The 16,558-nt window shown below is 42.9% G+C and carries 12 protein-coding genes and 1 tRNA gene; 11 read left to right on the plus strand and 2 right to left on the minus strand.

The annotated features are described in order from the left end of the window. The first annotated feature begins 95 nt into the window (after positions 1-95). The 6 genes from FD17_RS07915 (at position 96) to FD17_RS07940 (ending at position 5,022) form a co-directional block, all read left to right on the plus strand. Positions 96-168 (plus strand) — tRNA-Thr (locus tag FD17_RS07915). Positions 169-413: 245 nt separating this feature from the next. Continuing rightward, positions 414-1,601 carry an NEAT domain-containing protein gene (locus FD17_RS07920; protein WP_057825375.1) on the plus strand — a complete coding sequence of 396 codons (1,188 nt, stop codon included), beginning with the start codon at positions 414-416 and terminating at the stop codon, positions 1,599-1,601. Continuing rightward, positions 1,585-2,394, plus strand: coding sequence for an NEAT domain-containing protein (locus FD17_RS07925; RefSeq protein WP_057825377.1), 810 nt, complete (start codon positions 1,585-1,587; stop codon positions 2,392-2,394). Before FD17_RS07920 ends, FD17_RS07925 begins: the two co-directional genes overlap by 17 nt. A gap of 18 nt (positions 2,395-2,412) precedes the next feature. Continuing rightward, positions 2,413-3,318, plus strand: coding sequence for a heme ABC transporter substrate-binding protein IsdE (gene isdE / locus FD17_RS07930; protein WP_057825379.1), 906 nt, complete (start codon positions 2,413-2,415; stop codon positions 3,316-3,318). Then, positions 3,315-4,280: a FecCD family ABC transporter permease gene (locus FD17_RS07935; RefSeq protein ID WP_057825382.1), complete on the plus strand. Its 966-nt coding sequence runs from the start codon at positions 3,315-3,317 to the stop codon at positions 4,278-4,280. The genes isdE and FD17_RS07935 overlap by 4 nt, the downstream gene beginning before the upstream one ends. Continuing rightward, on the plus strand, positions 4,261-5,022 hold the full coding sequence (locus tag FD17_RS07940; protein ID WP_057825383.1) for an ABC transporter ATP-binding protein: 762 nt from the start codon (positions 4,261-4,263) through the stop codon (positions 5,020-5,022). The genes FD17_RS07935 and FD17_RS07940 overlap by 20 nt, the downstream gene beginning before the upstream one ends. Positions 5,023-5,104: 82 nt before the next feature. On the opposite strand, the gene FD17_RS07945 is transcribed toward FD17_RS07940, so the two are convergent. Continuing rightward, complete coding sequence (locus tag FD17_RS07945; protein ID WP_057825385.1) at positions 5,105-6,730, minus strand: NAD(P)/FAD-dependent oxidoreductase; 1,626 nt, start codon at positions 6,728-6,730, stop codon at positions 5,105-5,107. A 344-nt stretch (positions 6,731-7,074) separates the two neighbouring features. Here FD17_RS07945 and FD17_RS07950 point away from each other — a divergent pair, with 344 nt between their 5' ends. From FD17_RS07950 to cydC, 4 genes are all read left to right on the plus strand, one after another. After that, positions 7,075-8,529 carry a cytochrome ubiquinol oxidase subunit I gene (locus FD17_RS07950; RefSeq protein ID WP_057825387.1) on the plus strand — a complete coding sequence of 485 codons (1,455 nt, stop codon included), beginning with the start codon at positions 7,075-7,077 and terminating at the stop codon, positions 8,527-8,529. Further along, entirely contained in the window at positions 8,522-9,535 is a 1,014-nt protein-coding gene (cydB, locus tag FD17_RS07955; protein WP_057825389.1) for a cytochrome d ubiquinol oxidase subunit II, read from the plus strand. The genes FD17_RS07950 and cydB overlap by 8 nt, the downstream gene beginning before the upstream one ends. A 556-nt stretch (positions 9,536-10,091) precedes the next feature. Next, complete coding sequence (gene cydD / locus FD17_RS07960; RefSeq protein ID WP_057825391.1) at positions 10,092-11,822, plus strand: thiol reductant ABC exporter subunit CydD; 1,731 nt, start codon at positions 10,092-10,094, stop codon at positions 11,820-11,822. Further along, complete coding sequence (cydC, locus tag FD17_RS07965) at positions 11,819-13,561, plus strand: thiol reductant ABC exporter subunit CydC (protein ID WP_057825393.1); 1,743 nt, start codon at positions 11,819-11,821, stop codon at positions 13,559-13,561. Before cydD ends, cydC begins: the two co-directional genes overlap by 4 nt. A 346-nt stretch (positions 13,562-13,907) precedes the next feature. Here cydC and FD17_RS07970 read toward each other — a convergent pair whose 3' ends face one another. Continuing rightward, entirely contained in the window at positions 13,908-14,885 is a 978-nt protein-coding gene (locus tag FD17_RS07970) for a polyprenyl synthetase family protein (protein WP_057825396.1), read from the minus strand. Positions 14,886-15,069: 184 nt separating this feature from the next. Here FD17_RS07970 and FD17_RS07975 point away from each other — a divergent pair, with 184 nt between their 5' ends. After that, positions 15,070-16,398, plus strand: coding sequence for a dihydrolipoyl dehydrogenase family protein (locus tag FD17_RS07975; protein ID WP_057825398.1), 1,329 nt, complete (start codon positions 15,070-15,072; stop codon positions 16,396-16,398). Positions 16,399-16,558 lie beyond the last annotated feature (160 nt).

Genomic DNA, 16,558 nt, shown 5'->3' on the forward strand with positions numbered 1-16,558 from the left:
AGGGTAGGACGTTGCCACGCAATTTAGAAAGCACTGATAGTATTTACTATCAGTGCTTTTTTTGATAATATCAATCTATGCGACAATAAAATTACGCCGTTGTAGCTCAGAAGGTAGAGCATTTCCATGGTAAGGAAAAGGTCCCAGGTTCAAATCCTGGCAATGGCTTTGAGACAAACACAAGACACTCAGTCACCGGATATGACATCATGAACAAGCCATTTGACAGTCTTTAGACTTCAAATGGCTTGTTTTTGGTTAAAAACGAAGGTTATAAACAAAAAGATAAGGAAGCGTTTTAAAAAAAGTAATGACAAATACGTGATGATTCACACAATAGTGGTTATCTGTCACTTCATAAATGGTAAACTTACTTTGTACAATTATTTTTATATCAAGAGGGGGATTTTCGCATGAAAAGAAATTTTGTTCATTTTATTCAATTTTTGTTTGTAGCAATTATTTTTGCGTTTATCGGGGGAGCAACAGGTACAGCAAAAGCCGATTCGGCAAATCTGGGGGACGGTTCCTACACGGTTCCAGTCACATTATTAAAAAGTGGTAGTTCATCGCAGTCAATGGCCAATCATTTTTTTGAACAAACTGCTCAAGTAACCGTCGATCAAGGAAATTATACGACCGTTATCACCACTAATGGGGCAAACTACATTGCTTCAATGACAATGGCCGGGCAAAGTGCCTCACCAATTATAACTTCGGGAAATAATGGAACGATGACCTTTAATCTTACCAATCCTAACAATACAATTCCGGTTAGCTTTGTTCTTTACAACATTCCACTCATTGGTCAGATGCAGGAGTCAGCAACCTTTTCATTTAATTGGACGGCAGCTGTTAAGCAGCCTGGATCCGACACGACATCAAGTACGACTGCTGTTGAACCGACAAATTCCAATACGGATCCCAGTACAACCACTCCGACCAGTTCAAGCAGCAGTGCAACCACACCAACTGAAAACAGCAGCTCAACGGCTCCTGTGAAGACACCAACCATTAAGAAGGTGGCTTCGAAGACGAATGTGCCAACGACAACCCGTAAATATGTTGTTTTAAAGGGTGATTCCAATTCCAAATCAATGGCGAATAAATATTTTACTCGAACTGCTATTATTAAGAAAATCGCCAAGCATTATAATGTACAGCTGGAAGTTTCTTACAAGAAGAGTTTAAAGTTGGGTTCCAAAGCCGTTCGACCTGTCACAATTAACGGCCGTAAGGTTAAATCTTCGGTTGTTCATTACGGTCAAACCTCTAAAAATTACACAATGACCTATTCGTTCAATGTTTCGTCATTCAAGACTTTGAAGAAAATTATTAAAGGGTCAATCCACGTAGTCGTTCCACAAGCTCAAATCAATACAACATGGCCGATTCGTTTCAAATTTGCTCAAAAAGCACCGGCTAAAGCCAATAAGCATGCCGCAATCGCAGCTAGCGATGTCGCCAGCAGCTCAGCTTCAAGCCAGACAAAATTACCACAAACCGGTGATGCTGATCAAAATAATTTATCAGTTTTTGGAGTTGCTTTAGTATCCGGATTATCCTTTATTTGGGGGAATAATCATGAGACTATCAAATAAATCCAAGTGGCTGATTGGCATTTTGGCTGCATTTGGTTTGTTTTTTGTGAGCACTTTTCCCGCGGATGCTCAAACCATTGCATATCATCCATTGCGATATGGAACCAATCAAACATCAATGGCTGACGGCTATTTTGTTAAACCAGCAAACGTGATCGTTAAAAATCACTTGTATTATGTCACAATGCAAATCAAGACAGCCAAAAGCTTATCGTCATATCCGGTTAAAGTGCTGTGGGTCAATGGCCGGGCGCCAGTTAATGTTCGTCGGGTTAAAGATCGGGCAGGCAATTCACACGTCTATTATTCGTTTTATTCAAACAATTTAAAAAAACGAATCAATGCAAAACTGGCGATTGATGTCCCTAAAGTCTACAAGGCGCGGCATCTGATTTCGTTCAAATTCAATACGACGGGGTTGCCAAGCCTTGGCCAAAAGCACACTGTAGCGACTCACAACGCTGCTGTTTCCGCCACTACCAAGCCAACTAAAACAAGCAGCAGTCAATCCACCAAGACCAATCCAAATCAACCGAAAACAACTTCCAAGAAACCAAGTCAAAAAGCAAAAGTAAAGAAGTCTTCCAAGACTAAAAAGACGCCTCAGAAGACTTCAAAAAAAGAAAGTTCATCTCAGCCCTCTGCCAGTAGCAGCAGCCAGAAAGCAACCAAACCGGCTAAGCATAGTTCCAGCAAGCCACAAACCAAGAAAAGTGGCGTCCCGTGGATTGTTGGAGGCGTGACGCTGATTGCCGGCATTTCCGCTGGGTTATGGATTTACTTTAGACACTAAAAGGGGGAGACAGTAAAGATGAAAGGATCTCGTAAGATTGCTTTAATTGTACTGTCAATCATCCTGGTTGTTGGTGGACTAGCCGGTTTATTCATGAGTCATATTGGGGCATCAAACCATCAGAAAAAGGCGCGGATAGTTGCGACTACTTTTGCCGTGGTTCAAATCGCCGACAAACTCAAATTACCTTTGGTTGGTGTACCAACAACTCAAAATAAAATCCCCACTCGGTATGCCCACGCTGCCAAAGTTGGTAATCCGATGAATCCAAGCGTTGAGAAAATTGCCAGTTTAAAACCGACTGCTGTATATTCAGTCACAACTCTGCAGGATCAATTTGGGAAAGCTTTTAAGCAGCGCCATATCGAACCACATTTTCTCGATTTAACCAGCGTTGCCAAGCTCAAACAAACGATTGGCTCAATGGGGCAAAAGTATGACCGAGTCACCGAAGCTAAAGCCGCAGTTGGCGAGATCAATCAAGCTGAATCACAGGTAAAAAAGGTTGCAAAAAAGCACGCTCAAAAGCCACGGGTTCTCATATTGATGGGACTCCCAGGGGCGTCCTATATGATTGCGACTAATCAGTCCTATGTTGGCGATTTGGTTGCAATTGCCGGTGGCCGGAATGTTTTTGCTTCGAAGTCGCAGGAATTCATCTCGCCTAATGATGAGGCGATTAAGAAAGCCCGTCCACAGGTGATTTTGAGATTGGCTCATGCGCTTCCGAATATCGTAATTCCGCAGTTTAAGTCTGAATTTAAATCGGACCCAATCTGGAAGACGACTCCAGCGGTTAAAAGCCACCGGGTCTATGATTTAACCGAACCTAATTTTGATGCCACCGCAAACATGAAAGCCTCAACGGCACTAAAGATTGTTTCAAATTGGCTGTATCCCAAGGAAGGGAGCAGTGCACATTGAGTAAGGCTGAAAAAGTATGGTATTCAATTATTTTGGTGATGCTTGTCATCACCATTTTGGTTTCAATGATGGTAGGCGCAAGCTTTATCCCGCTTAACCAAGTCATGGATGCGTTCAAAGGCGACAATCCCAATCAATTAGATATTTTAATTAACATTCGCTTTCCACGGATCCTTGCCGTAATGATATGCGGTGGGATGTTGGCTGTTGCCGGTGCTGCAAGTCAAGCAGCTTTTCGAAACGTATTGGCTGATCCCAGCATTTTAGGGGTTACCAGTGCCGCTGACTTTTTCATTATGGTTGGGGCGATGCTATTACCCGCATTTCCTGCCGGAAAGTTTATTTTTTCAATTCTAGGCGGTTTATTTGCGTTGTTTCTTTTAACTCGAGGCCCGGCACTGAAAAGTCCATATCGGCTGATTATTATTGGTGTCGCAATGATGCTGACGTTTACTGGCTTTGAACAGTTATTTTCCAGTGGGTTTGGTGGTCAGAGTGCGGGATCATTCAATGGGATCACCTGGTCACAGACGGAAGTCCTTTTATTTCTTGGTGTTAGCGGGATGGCGGTGGCAGTTATAATCTCACCATGGGCAAACTATTTGAAATTATCTACCGAACAACTGCAAACCAGGGGCGTTTCTGCTTCGTTCATGCGCGTGTCGTTACTGCTGGTCGTTGTTTATTTGTCATCTAGCGTTTCCTCAGTGGTGGGCACTATTCCATTCATGGGGATTGTTGTCCCAAACGTTGTTAGGTATTTAGTGGGACGGGACTACCAAACAGTCATTCCATTGTCGATGCTGCTTGGTGCATGGCTTTTGCTGGTGGTTGACACCATTGGCAGAATTGTCGTTTTGCCAAGTGAACTGTCGGCAGCCGTAATCATGACGGTTATTGGCGGCCCATTCCTGATTATGATGCTGCAAAGGAAGAATTTTAATGGAATTAAATCAAGTTAGTTATCATTATCCCCAACAGCCAGCTCTTCTCCAGAAAGTTAGTGCAACTGTCCCAAAAGGCCGAATATTATCGATAATTGGGCCAAATGGTGCTGGTAAGTCAACACTTCTGAAACTCATGGCTGGCATTATTTCACCGACAAACGGGGAAGTCTTATTAAATAATCAATCAGTTACGACAATTCCCCGAAAAAGTCTTGCGACTCAGATTGCCGTTGTCAGTCAGCAGAATGATGTGTTCGATGATATGCCGGTTATCGATGTTGTCAAAACGGGCAGGCTTGCCCACCATAATCTATTGGCAACCATCTCTGATGCCGAGGTGGCTAAATATATTGAAGCCACCATGTTAAGCAACCTCGCTCACAGACCATTGTCATCGCTATCTGGTGGACAGCGACAACGGGTTTGGCTTGCATCCGCATTGGCCCAAGACCCTCAATATTTGTTATTGGATGAGCCGACAACGTATTTGGATATTCACTATCAAGCTGAACTGATGGCCATTCTGCAAAGGCTGAACGATCAAAAACACATCACCATTATCATGGTGCTCCACGATATTAACCAGGCATTTAAAATTAGCGACGAACTTTGGCTGGTTAAAAATGGCCGGTTGGTTCAAGTTGGCAAGCCAGAAGACTGCTATAACCGTGAGTTGTTGGCATCAATCTTTGATACAAACATTCAAATTGTTGACGTTCCAAATTATGGGAAATATATCGTTGAAATACCCAGTTAATGCAAAATGTAGATAATTATAGGCAAAAAAATAGAAGCAGGACAATGTTCAAATTGTCCTGCTTCTATTTGTAATGAATCAATTATTTCTTATAAATTGACTTTGGGACACCGTAACGTGAACGGCCCCAAGTCTTCTGTAACCATGGAACGAACCAGTAATCCAAGCCAAATGAACGACCTGAACCATTCATCAATGCAATAGCTGCAAAGACGATCCATGCATGCGGCCAACTGGCAATTCCCAAGAAGAAGATGATGATTAACGCCAAGTTGGCAATCCAGGTAAACAGTCCAAAGAATATCAAGCAGCCAAGCACTGCTTCAATCGCTGTTAAACCAAATCCAACTGGAATAATTACATTGTATGAAAGGGCGTCGACCATTAAGACGATTCCGAGGAACAGTCTGAGTGGAACGCTCCATAACGCATTGCTTTGACGTGCGGTAATTCCCGGTAAAACAGTTCGGTTATTATTAACTCTGAAGAATTCTTCCAAGATATACTGCATCATGAAGTAACCGGAGTGAATTCGCATGAAGTATAGTAAGTTGGTTCCATGCTTCATAATTGTTGCAATCCAACCACGGATTCGTTTGCCGCCAAATACTTGAGCAATTCCGTAGTAGGCACCAAATGAAACAGTGAAGCCCATATTCTTATCGTGGAACTCAGTGTAATTCTGGTTGCCTTCGATATCAGCAGCAATGTTGGCGGAAGAAACAACGGCTTCATTTTCAGCTTCCTGAGCAGTTTGCGGAACGGCACGTTCAGCGCCTTGTTCAGTTGCATTGGCATCATCACCGGCAACATAAATGCTCTTATCTTCGAACCCTTTGGCCTGAAGATATTGATTGGTTACCAAACGACCGCCACGGCCGGCATCAATTCCAAAGCTGTCGGCAACATGGTTAGTCTTAACACCGGCAGTCCAAATCAAGGTATTGGTTGGAATTGAATCTTGATCCTTGATGTCGACACTGTCTGGATTAACGGAAGTAATCATTGAGGAAGTTCGGATTTCAATGCCGTTCTTCTTAATATAAGCTTCCGCATGGGCAGCATTGGTTCGGTCAAGCATATTGATGATAGTTGGAGCCGCTTCAACCAAAAGAATGTGAATCTCGTTTGGATCAAGCTTGTAATCCTTTGCTAAAACCTTCTTGTAGTCAATGAGTTCACCGATTGTTTCGGCACCGGTAAATCCGGACCCACAGACAACAATGGTCAACATTGCTCGACGTTTGTCGGGATCACGTTCAATGGAACCTTTAGCAACGATGTCACGGATGTGGGCTCGAAGACGTAATGCATCTTCCATGGACCACAAGGTAAATCCATTTTCCTTAACACCTGGTGTTCCGAAGTCGTTTGGTTCTCCACCCATACTGATTAACAGACTGTCAAATGGGTAGGTTCCATTCTCCCCCGTAACGATCTTTTTATCCTTATCAACTTCAGTCACCGTGTCAGTCACAAGCTGAACATTTTTCTGCTTGTGAAAAATGCGTTGCAAGTCATACTGAATGCTGCTGGGATCGACACGTTCAGTCGCAACTTCATGTAATCGGGTGAGATAGGTGAAGTACGAATGACGATCAATCAATGTAATTTTGACGTCAGAATTGCTCTTGAATCGTTTAGCCAACTTCTTTGTGGCATAAACACCTGCAAATCCGGCACCAATGACGACGATATTCTTTGTCATGAAAAGATTCCCCCTTTGAAATAATTGCAATAAGATTGCGTTAGAAAATTACAATAATAGCATAAACTAATCTTATCACCCTTATTATAAATGTGGGGTAGGCAATTGTCTAATGAAAGCCATTGCAACAATTTCACAAATGAATCCGGAAATTTAAATATTCATGCATTTTCAACAATTGATGACGGTTTCATATTCAGAAGTCGATTGTACCCATATCCGGCCTCATTTATGAGTGTTCACTGATAATTAATTAGTGTTTTCATTGAATATTGAACCATTTCTATATACAATATAGATATATGAGGATAACTCATTAATATTTAGTAAGGGGGGATACAACAATGTTAAATGTCGGATTGTCGATGTTGGGGTTGTCACGTTTTCAATTCGCGATGACCACGGTGTTTCACTTCTTCTTCGTACCATTTTCCATTGGTTTAGCTTTTATTGTTGCGATTATGGAAACTTGTTACGTTGTAACGAAGGATGACACATACAAAAATATGACAAAGTTTTGGGGGAAGATTTTCCTTTATAGTTTTGCCGTAGGTGTTGTTACTGGTATTATTCAAGAGTTCCAGTTTGGTATGAACTGGTCTGATTATTCAAGGTTCATGGGGGATATTTTTGGTGCGCCACTTGCAATTGAAGCTTTGGCAGCCTTCTTTATGGAATCAACATTTATTGGCCTGTGGATGTTCACATGGGATCGCTTCAATAAGGTGGTTCACTGCTTGTTCATTTGGTTAACTGCGTTTGGTTCTACTTTATCTGCTCTCTGGATTTTGGCTGCTAACAGTTTTATGCAAAACCCAGTCGGCTATGCAATGAACGCTGCTCAACACAAAGTTGAGATGACCAGTTTTGGCGCTGTTATTATGAACCGTCAACTGTGGAATGAATTTCCACACGTTATCTTCGGTGCATTCTTGACAGCTGCATTTGTTGTTGCCGGATGTTCAGCATGGCGTTTATTGAAGAAAGATCACGAAAACTTTTATCGTAAATCAATGAAAGTTACGTTGATTGTTGGTTTGATCGCCTGCTTAGGTTCCATTTGGTCAGGTGATACTCAAACTCGTTACCTGATTAATAATCAACCTATGAAGTATGCCGCAATGGAAGGTCTTTGGAAGAATTCCACTCAAAAGGGTAATTGGTCGGTTATTCAAGGCACAAAGAACCATAAGACTACTTGGTCAATTGAAGTTCCTTATGTATTGAATATTCTTGGTCATCACAGCCTGAACGGTACCTTCAAGGGTCAACAACAGGTTAACAAAGAATTAAAAGCTAAGTACAACAAGAATGGTGAGACTCGTAATTATTACGTTCCAACCCGTACCTTGTTCTACAGCTTCAGAATTATGGCTGTATCTGCCGGATTATTTGCACTTGTTGCAATTATCGGATTATGGTTCAACCGTAAGAAGTCTCAAAGCATTATGAGGCAGCGCTGGTTCCTATACGTTATGGGTCTCATGGTTTGGCTGCCATTCATCGTTAATACCTGTGGCTGGTTCGTCACTGAATTTGGTCGTTATCCATGGGTTGTATACGGACTGCTGACCATTGCCGATGCGGTATCACCAACGTCTACCGTGGCAAGTTTGCTGTTTACCAACATTGTCTACTTCTTGATCTTTGCTTCATTGGGAGCTGTCATGATTATCTTGAGTCACCGGGTTCTCAAACAAGGACCGGATTCAGTATTGACTGATGGTTACTCAACCAAACCTCAAGATTCAGACAAAAAGGTAGATCCGTATGAAATGGGGGCGGCTCATAATGACTAGTTATCAATTTATTTGGTTCTTGTTGATTGGCGTGTTGTTTAGTGGCTTCTTCTTTCTCGAAGGTTTTGATTTTGGTATTGGAATGGCCGTTCGTTTCTTTGCCAAGAACCGTGCAGAACGAGACACCGTCATTCAAACAATTGGGCCTCACTGGGATGGAAATGAAGTTTGGCTGATCACTGCCGGTGGTGCAATGTTTGCATCATTTCCAATGTGGTACGCTTCATTATTCTCAGGTTATTACATTGTCTTGTTCTTAATTTTAGTTGCGTTAATCTTCAGAGGTGTGTCATTTGAATTCCGTGCCAACATGCAGACGGATACTTGGCGTAACTTCTGGGAGTGGGCATCATCCATTGGCAGTTTCTGTGCTGCCTTCTTATTTGGGATGATGTTTACCAGTATGATTCAAGGTGTTCCAATTGATAAAAATGGTGATATCTTTGGTACCTTTACCACTTATGTCAACTGGTTCTCAATCGTAGGTGGCGTTGCAGTTTCACTGCTTTGCTTCATCCACGGTTTGAACTTCCTGCGGTTGAAGACGACTGGTGAATTAAGAGATCGTGCTCAAAAATGGAGCAAGATACTTTACCCTGTATTGCTTGCAGGTGAAGTTGTCTTTGTCATTTTGCTTTACTTGACTACCGACTTCTTTACTCGTAAGCCGATGTCAACTTGGGGCATCTTAATCGCCTTGGTTATCTTTACATTAGCTGCATGGTGGGGCGCTCAAGCTAAGCATGATTGGGCATCATTTATTGCCAGTGGACTTTCACTGATCAGTGTGGTTGTCTTAATCTTCAATGGCTTGTTCCCACGAGTTATGATTGCAACGACTAATGCAAATTCAATCTTGATTAAAAATGCATCAAGCTCACCATATACTTTGCGTCTGATGACAATTTTGACCTTCACGATCTTGCCAATTGTCCTGGTATACTTCATCTGGAGTTACTGGGTATTCTACAAGAGAATCAAGTCACCAAAGCAGGTAACGGAATAAAGTGAGCGACAAGACCCGGTTAGGGTCCGGAGCATAAGCAAAAGAGCTTCGTGGTGAACGATTTTTGTTCATCGCGAGGCTCTTTTGCTTATGCAGTAGGGCCCTGGGTCGTCGGAGCTGTCCTTAAAGCAATAGACGAGACTGAAAAGCAATAATGAACGGTTTTCGTTCATTGTTGCTTTTTTTGTCTTACACAGTAGGGGTCAGGGTTGTCGCCGAGTAGGCTAGCTGCTGCACTACGTTTGCGAGCGTCGGAGCTGTCATCAGAAAACCAATATGATAGCGAGGCTCTGTTGTTTATGCAGTAGGACCCTGGGCCATCGCCGAGTAGGCTAGCTGCTGCACTACGTTTGCGAGCGTCGGAGTTGTCCTCAGATGTACGATCGAGCATTAAATCGTCCCGTCTGACACAATAGCAACTAGTCCGCCACCATATGATCCACTTTGACTCCAAACCAAATAAAACCACAAATAAAAGCGGTCACATATTTCATTGTGCGCAATAATTCTTTATACTAGATACTGTAATTACTTTTGTAGTGGGGGAGTGAAAAGTTTGATTGATAAAAGATTGTTTGATCTGCCGGGGATGAAGAAGTATGCCGCAATTCTGGGTGTTCTTATCTTCATTCAGGCAGTCGCAATAATTGCCCAGGCTCGGGCGTTGTCAATCGCGATCGTCAACTTATGGAATCTACAGTCGATTAATACGATTGTTGTACCAGCTATTGTATTTACAGTTGCTTTCATGGGTCGTCATTTGTTGACCGTGGTTGAAAATCGAGTCCTGTTTCCTTTTGTTGAGAAAACAAGTGGGGATATGCGAGAAGATTTGATGGCAAAAATATTTCGGCTTGGACCCGCTGAGATTGATAAACGGGGAACTGGAAACATTGTCACCATGGCACTTGAAGGAATTGATCAAGTGCAGACTTATTTGATGTTGGTGATTATCAAGATATTGGATATGTCGATCACGCCATGGCTGATTTTGCTTTATGTGTTGTTTCTTCGCTGGGAACAAGCGATTTTCTTATTTGCAATTTTTCCAATTATCATTTTATTCATGATTATTCTCGGACTTGCTGCCCAGAGTAAGGCTGATCGGCAATATGAAGGGTACCAGAGGCTTTCCAACCACTTTGTCGATACATTACGGGGACTGCCGACATTGAAGCAGCTGGGGCTTTCTAAGCGTTATGCCGACAATGTCTATGAAGTCAGTGAATCGTACCGTAAAGAGACCATGTCAACATTGCGAATAGCTTTGACGTCCACCTTCGCACTTGATTTCTTCACAACGTTATCGATTGCGGTCGTCGCTGTTTTTCTTGGTTTTGATTTGATGGACGGTAAGGTCTTGCTGTTACCCGCACTGACGATTTTGGTGCTGGCACCGGAATATTTCCTACCTATTCGAAACTTTGCCAATGATTATCACGCAACTCTGAACGGGAAAAACGCCATGAGTGCCGTTATGGACGTTTTGCATGAGCCCGAAATGACTGAGCGGGAAATTCTGCCTGATTTGAAATGGGAAAAAGGTTCCACTTTGAAATTGGATCAGGTTTCTTTGACTTATCCGGATACCAAAGTGCCAACTTTAAAAGACATTTCAATTAACATTAAAGGGATGCAGAAAATTGGCATTATTGGTGCATCTGGATCTGGAAAATCGACTTTGATCAACTTAATTGGTGGATTTCTGTCACCTGACGGTAAAAATCAGATTTCGATTAACGGTCATCAGCTGCCTCACCTGAACCAGGCTAATTGGCAGAAGAACTTTCTTTATATTCCGCAAAATCCATATTTATTCCATGCCACTTTGGCGGATAACATTTCATTCTATGTTTCTGCGGCAACCTCAGAAGAAATTAACAACGCCGCAGCTAAGGCCGGACTTTCTGATTGGATTAAAACATTGCCGGATGGACTTAACACCATGATTGGTGAAGGGGCCCGGACGGTTAGTGGCGGTCAGGCACAACGGATTGCATTAGCCAGAGCCTTTTTGGATCCGAGTCGGAAAGTGTTGTTATTTGATGAGCCCACAGCCCATCTGGATATTGAAACTGAAGCCAGCTTGAAGAATGACATTTTACCCGTCTTCAACGATCATCTGGTATTCTTCGCAACTCATCGACTTCACTGGATTGGTGAAATGGACTATGTCCTGGTGATGGATCACGGACGTTTGGTTGAACAGGGAACACCCGATGAATTGGCTCAACGAAATGGTGATTATGTCAAGCTCCGTTCTGAAATGGAGGCGGCTGATCTATGAAAAATTTGAGAAAAACATTTGCAAATGATACATGGGTAATGCCTTACCTTCGTAAATATAAAGGGTTATTGATTCTTGTGCTGTTCTTAGGATTTATGACTTTCTTCTCTGGTGGTGCCTTGATGTTTAACTCTGGGTATCTGATCAGTGAAGCTGCTCGACAACCATCAAGCATTATTTATATCTATGTACCGGTTGTTTTGGCCAGGGCATTTGGGATTGCCCGACCAGTATTCAGGTATATCGAACGACTCACAAGTCATAACTGGGTTTTGCGAATTGTCTCCGACTTTCGTAAGAAGCTGTATCAAACTGTCGAAAGTAAAGCGTCAGCTATTCAACGATCCCATCAGACTGGAGATATTTTGAGTATTTTGGCGGACGATATTGAGCACATTGAAAACCTCTATCTCCGGACGGTTTTCCCAATGGTGATCGGCTGGCTGCTTTACATTTTCGTGGTAATCGGTGTCGGTTCGCTCAATTTGGTAGTTGGTTTATTGATGCTGTTGCTGCTTGGCGTTATCACAATTGTGATGCCGCTTGCTTCAGTAGCAACTAATGGTGTCCGCGAATTCAAGCAACATCAGATTCAACATGAATTCTATACGAACTTAACCGATGAAGTTTTAGGCTTGGGTGACTGGCTGATTTCAGGTCGGTATGATGATTTTATTAATTTACAAAAGAAACCAATTAAAGAGATTGCTGCTCTTAGAAAACAAGATCACTATTTCCAATGGTGGCGTTCATTCTTCGTTCAGTTTATTGTGTTGCTGACAACACTGGTTCTGCTGGTATGGTCGGCCTATCAATTCACTGAGACCAAATCTTTGGCTAATTGGGTTGCCGCGTTTGCACTGGCAATTTTCCCGGCCGTTTCACCTTTTGTGAATATGAGTCAGGGTGCCAGTGAATGGCCGGTTTACCGCCGTTCTATCGAGCGGGTTAATGCGTTGGATTCCGGTGACAAACAACCGGTTAAACAAACAACTTTGAATGAACCATTCAACGAGCTTTCAATCGATAATCTGACATTCAAGTATGCAGATGGTGATCGGGATGTTGTTAAAAATATTTCTATGGATATTCATCCTGGTGAAAAAATTGCTTTGCTGGGTCCGAGTGGGACTGGTAAGAGTACTTTCTTGAAATTAGTTGTTGGTGATTTGACGCCATCGGACGGTCAGGTATTGGTGAATAACCAAAACATTTTGAATCTTCAAGATGTTCGTTCGTCATTATTTGGGATTTTGGATCAACAACCGTATTTGTTCGATACAACCGTTATGAACAACGTTCGCTTAGGTAATGTCGATGCGACTGATCAACAGGTGAAGGACGCCATTGCCGCCGTGGATTTGAAGGATTTGATTGAATCGCTGCCTGATAAGTATGATACTCAGGTGCAAGAGGCCGGTAAACGGTTCTCAGGTGGAGAACGACAGCGATTATCATTAGCAAGAATTCTTCTGCAGGATGCGCCGATTATCATTCTGGATGAACCAACTGTCAGCTTGGATCCAATTACTGAAAAGAAATTGTTGGATAAAGTCTTTGAATTGCTTCACGATAAAACGATTATCTGGGTAACCCACCATTTGGCAGGAATCACCCATGTCGATCAGGTCCGCTTCATGGAACATGGCCAGTTTGATATGCAGGGGACACCTCAGGAATTGTACAAGACGCAAGCAAGATTTAGGCAGCTGTATGATTTGGATAGGGGAAAAGCGTAGAGTGTGAGCCAAGCCGTCTAGTTTCCGAGCATTTATGTAATAACAAGTTTTGATGCTGGGCTTGCATCGGGACTTGTTATTGGATAAAGCGGAGGAAGCTGGCTTGGGGAACACGTTTAGAGTGTAACGAGCAACGGGTGATGCGGTGTGTAAGGGCAACTGGGTTGAAATCCCGGGCTTGGATTTGAATCCAGTTGCCCTTACACGTTAGCATCAGTTGCGTCGGCACACGTTTCAACCAGGTAAACTTACCCCACCACCAAACAAACACAAAAGCAAAAAAAGATTGCCGCCCCAACTGGGAAATTCCAGCCGGAAAGCGACAATCTTTTATTTTATCCAACTATTACTGCTTTCGAGTCAGCAGCATCTTAGTCAGTTTTTCAAGATCATGCTTTGATTTTTGTTCAGGCAACCGGGCAATTAAGCTAAGTGCCTTATCTGTTAATTTGTCTGCAGTATCAATGGCTTTTTGAAGACCACCGGACTCTATTACAATTTGTTGAATTTGGTGAATATCTTCATCAGTAATCGATTCTTTTTTATCTAATAATGGCTTTAAGCGTATGTGATCAAGTTGGTTGGCGAATATCAGCGGCAATGTATAAACCCCTGACTTGAGATCTTCGAGCACCGGCTTTTTTGTTTGACGGGTTTCACCACTGCAATCCAAAATGTCATCCAGAATTTGGTAGGCTTGACCAATTGCAAGACCAAGGTCACCGCCAATCTGGACAATTTCATCAGATGCGTGGGTGACAATTGCACTCTGCTGGAAACATAGTCTGAACAGCTCGGCTGTCTTACCGGTGATCTCGTGGAAGTAATCAGCTTCGGTCATCTGTTGATTGAAGTTGTACTTCATCTGATCCAGTTCGCCTGCCAAAATGATCTGCATGGCATCGACGTGTCGCTTCATATCGGTGGGGTCCTGGGTTGATTTGAGCACTTGGGTGAAGTAACACGTAAAGAGGTAGTCTCCGGCGTAGATGGCGTTTTTTTGGCCATATTTGGGATGAATTGTTTCAACTCCTCGTCGAAGTGGGGAATCGTCGATGACATCGTCATGAATTAACGTGGCCAAGTGCAGTAGTTCGACTGCAGCGGCACCAGCTTTAATTTTTGCGGGATCAACTTTTTCACCGAATTCTGAATAGATGTAAAAGAAGCCTGGACGCAGAAATTTTCCGCCGGACTTTAATAACTCGTCGATTTTGCGATGAATCGGCTGGTTTGGAAGGTTGACTGCCTTGAGCAGATACGGTTCCAAAGCGACTAATTTTAAATTAATGCGTGGAAATTGACGCCAAAGTGCATGAACCATGGTATACCTCAATTTAATAAATTTTTAACTACAACATCTAAGATACAAATTCCATGGGGAGTTGTCAATCAAGGACGCGTGGAATTATTGACGAAGTGGTCTACAATGGATTTAAGATTTATATTTGGAGTATTTTAATGATGATATTTAATTCGCAATTTTTCATATTTTGGAGGAATTCTAAATGACTAAACAATATGATGTGGTAATTCTTGGTGGGGGTGTTGCCGGCGTTTCACTGGCACATTCTTTGCGGAGACAGCGGAAAACCGTTGCTGTGGTTGAAAATAATCTATATGGCGGCACCTGTCCCAATCGAGGGTGTGACCCGAAGAAAATTTTATTATCAGGACTTGAAGTTACCCAGCTTGTTGACGACATGCAGGGAAACGGGATTTCAGGCAAAGTTAAAGTCAACTGGTCCGATCTGATGCGGCATAAGCGTCAATATACCAATCCGATTTCCAATGCAACTCAAAATGGATTGGCTTCTGATGGAATCGATACCTATCATGAAAATGCCCATTTTAATAAAGATGGCTTGCTGGAAGCGGGAGATGACCTGCTTTCGGGCGATAAATACGTCATTGCAACTGGACAGCGGCCATCGATTTTGGATATTCCCGGCAAGCAATTTTTCAAGACGAGTACCGATTTCTTGAACCTTGATGAGATGCCTGAAGATGTGACCTTCGTTGGCGGCGGATACATTGGCTTTGAATTGGCGGGAATTGCCCACGCTGCCGGTGCCACAGTTCATTTGATCCATCACAATGATCGACCGTTGAAGCAGTTTGATCAGCAGCTGGTCAATCAAGCAGTGGATCATTTGACTCAATTAGGAATAGATTTTCATATGAATACAGATGTTAAGGCTATTACCCAGGTGGGTGACCAATTTGTCCTCTCCGGAGATGACTTCCGATTACCAACCGACATGGTCTTCTGCACTGCGGGACGAGTTCCCAATGTTGATACGATTGGGTTGGAAAATGTTGGCGTGAAAGCTGACCGGCATGGTGTTTTGGTAAATGAGTATCTCCAGACCACCAACCCCAACATCTTTGCCATGGGGGATGTTGTCAGCACCAAACGGCCCAAACTCACACCGGTTGCCGGGTATGAAGCCGGCTATCTGGCAAAATATTTCAACGGATCGACCGAAAAAATCCAGTTCAAAGCAATCCCAACGATCGTCTTCGGTCAGCCGTCACTTGGACAGGTTGGACTACCATCAAGTATTGCGACCGACGACAGCAGGTATATGCTGATCACCAATGATATGACATCCTGGTACAGTTACCATCGTCTGAATGAACCATTGGCGAAGGCCAAAGTTGTGATTAACAGAGATTCGGAAACGGTTGTGGGCGCAACAGTTTTAAGTAACCATGCCGATTACCTGATCAATATTTTCACGATGATGATTGATCAGCAGATGAAGATTAGTGATTTTAACAAAGAAATACTCGCATATCCAACCTTTGCGAGTGATGTGCAGTACCTGATATAGTGTGGGAAAGCGCCGAGGAACTCTGACACATATGGCAAACGAGGCTGGTCCAAAAGACTAAACTTTTGGATCAACCTCGTTGTTGGTTTATTTAGTTAAAACGGGCAACAGTCGGCTGATCCCAGCCATTTAAGAGCATCAATCAATCATTCCAAGCCCA

The organism is Lentilactobacillus sunkii DSM 19904, assembly GCF_001435575.1.
GTDB classification, from domain to species: Bacteria; Bacillota; Bacilli; order Lactobacillales; family Lactobacillaceae; genus Lentilactobacillus; species Lentilactobacillus sunkii.

What these genes read in the sequence shown, in the direction of transcription:
- FD17_RS07920 (WP_057825375.1), top strand. Translation starts at nt 414, where the DNA reads ATGAAAAGAAATTTTGTTCATTTTATTCAATTTTTGTTTGTAGCAATT.
- FD17_RS07925 (WP_057825377.1), top strand. Translation starts at nt 1,585, where the DNA reads ATGAGACTATCAAATAAATCCAAGTGGCTGATTGGCATTTTGGCTGCA.
- isdE (WP_057825379.1), top strand. Translation starts at nt 2,413, where the DNA reads ATGAAAGGATCTCGTAAGATTGCTTTAATTGTACTGTCAATCATCCTG.
- FD17_RS07940 (WP_057825383.1), top strand. Translation starts at nt 4,261, where the DNA reads ATGGAATTAAATCAAGTTAGTTATCATTATCCCCAACAGCCAGCTCTT.
- FD17_RS07945 (WP_057825385.1), bottom strand. Translation starts at nt 6,730, where the DNA reads ATGACAAAGAATATCGTCGTCATTGGTGCCGGATTTGCAGGTGTTTAT.
- FD17_RS07950 (WP_057825387.1), top strand. Translation starts at nt 7,075, where the DNA reads ATGTTAAATGTCGGATTGTCGATGTTGGGGTTGTCACGTTTTCAATTC.
- cydB (WP_057825389.1), top strand. Translation starts at nt 8,522, where the DNA reads ATGACTAGTTATCAATTTATTTGGTTCTTGTTGATTGGCGTGTTGTTT.
- cydC (WP_057825393.1), top strand. Translation starts at nt 11,819, where the DNA reads ATGAAAAATTTGAGAAAAACATTTGCAAATGATACATGGGTAATGCCT.
- FD17_RS07970 (WP_057825396.1), bottom strand. Translation starts at nt 14,885, where the DNA reads ATGGTTCATGCACTTTGGCGTCAATTTCCACGCATTAATTTAAAATTA.
- FD17_RS07975 (WP_057825398.1), top strand. Translation starts at nt 15,070, where the DNA reads ATGACTAAACAATATGATGTGGTAATTCTTGGTGGGGGTGTTGCCGGC.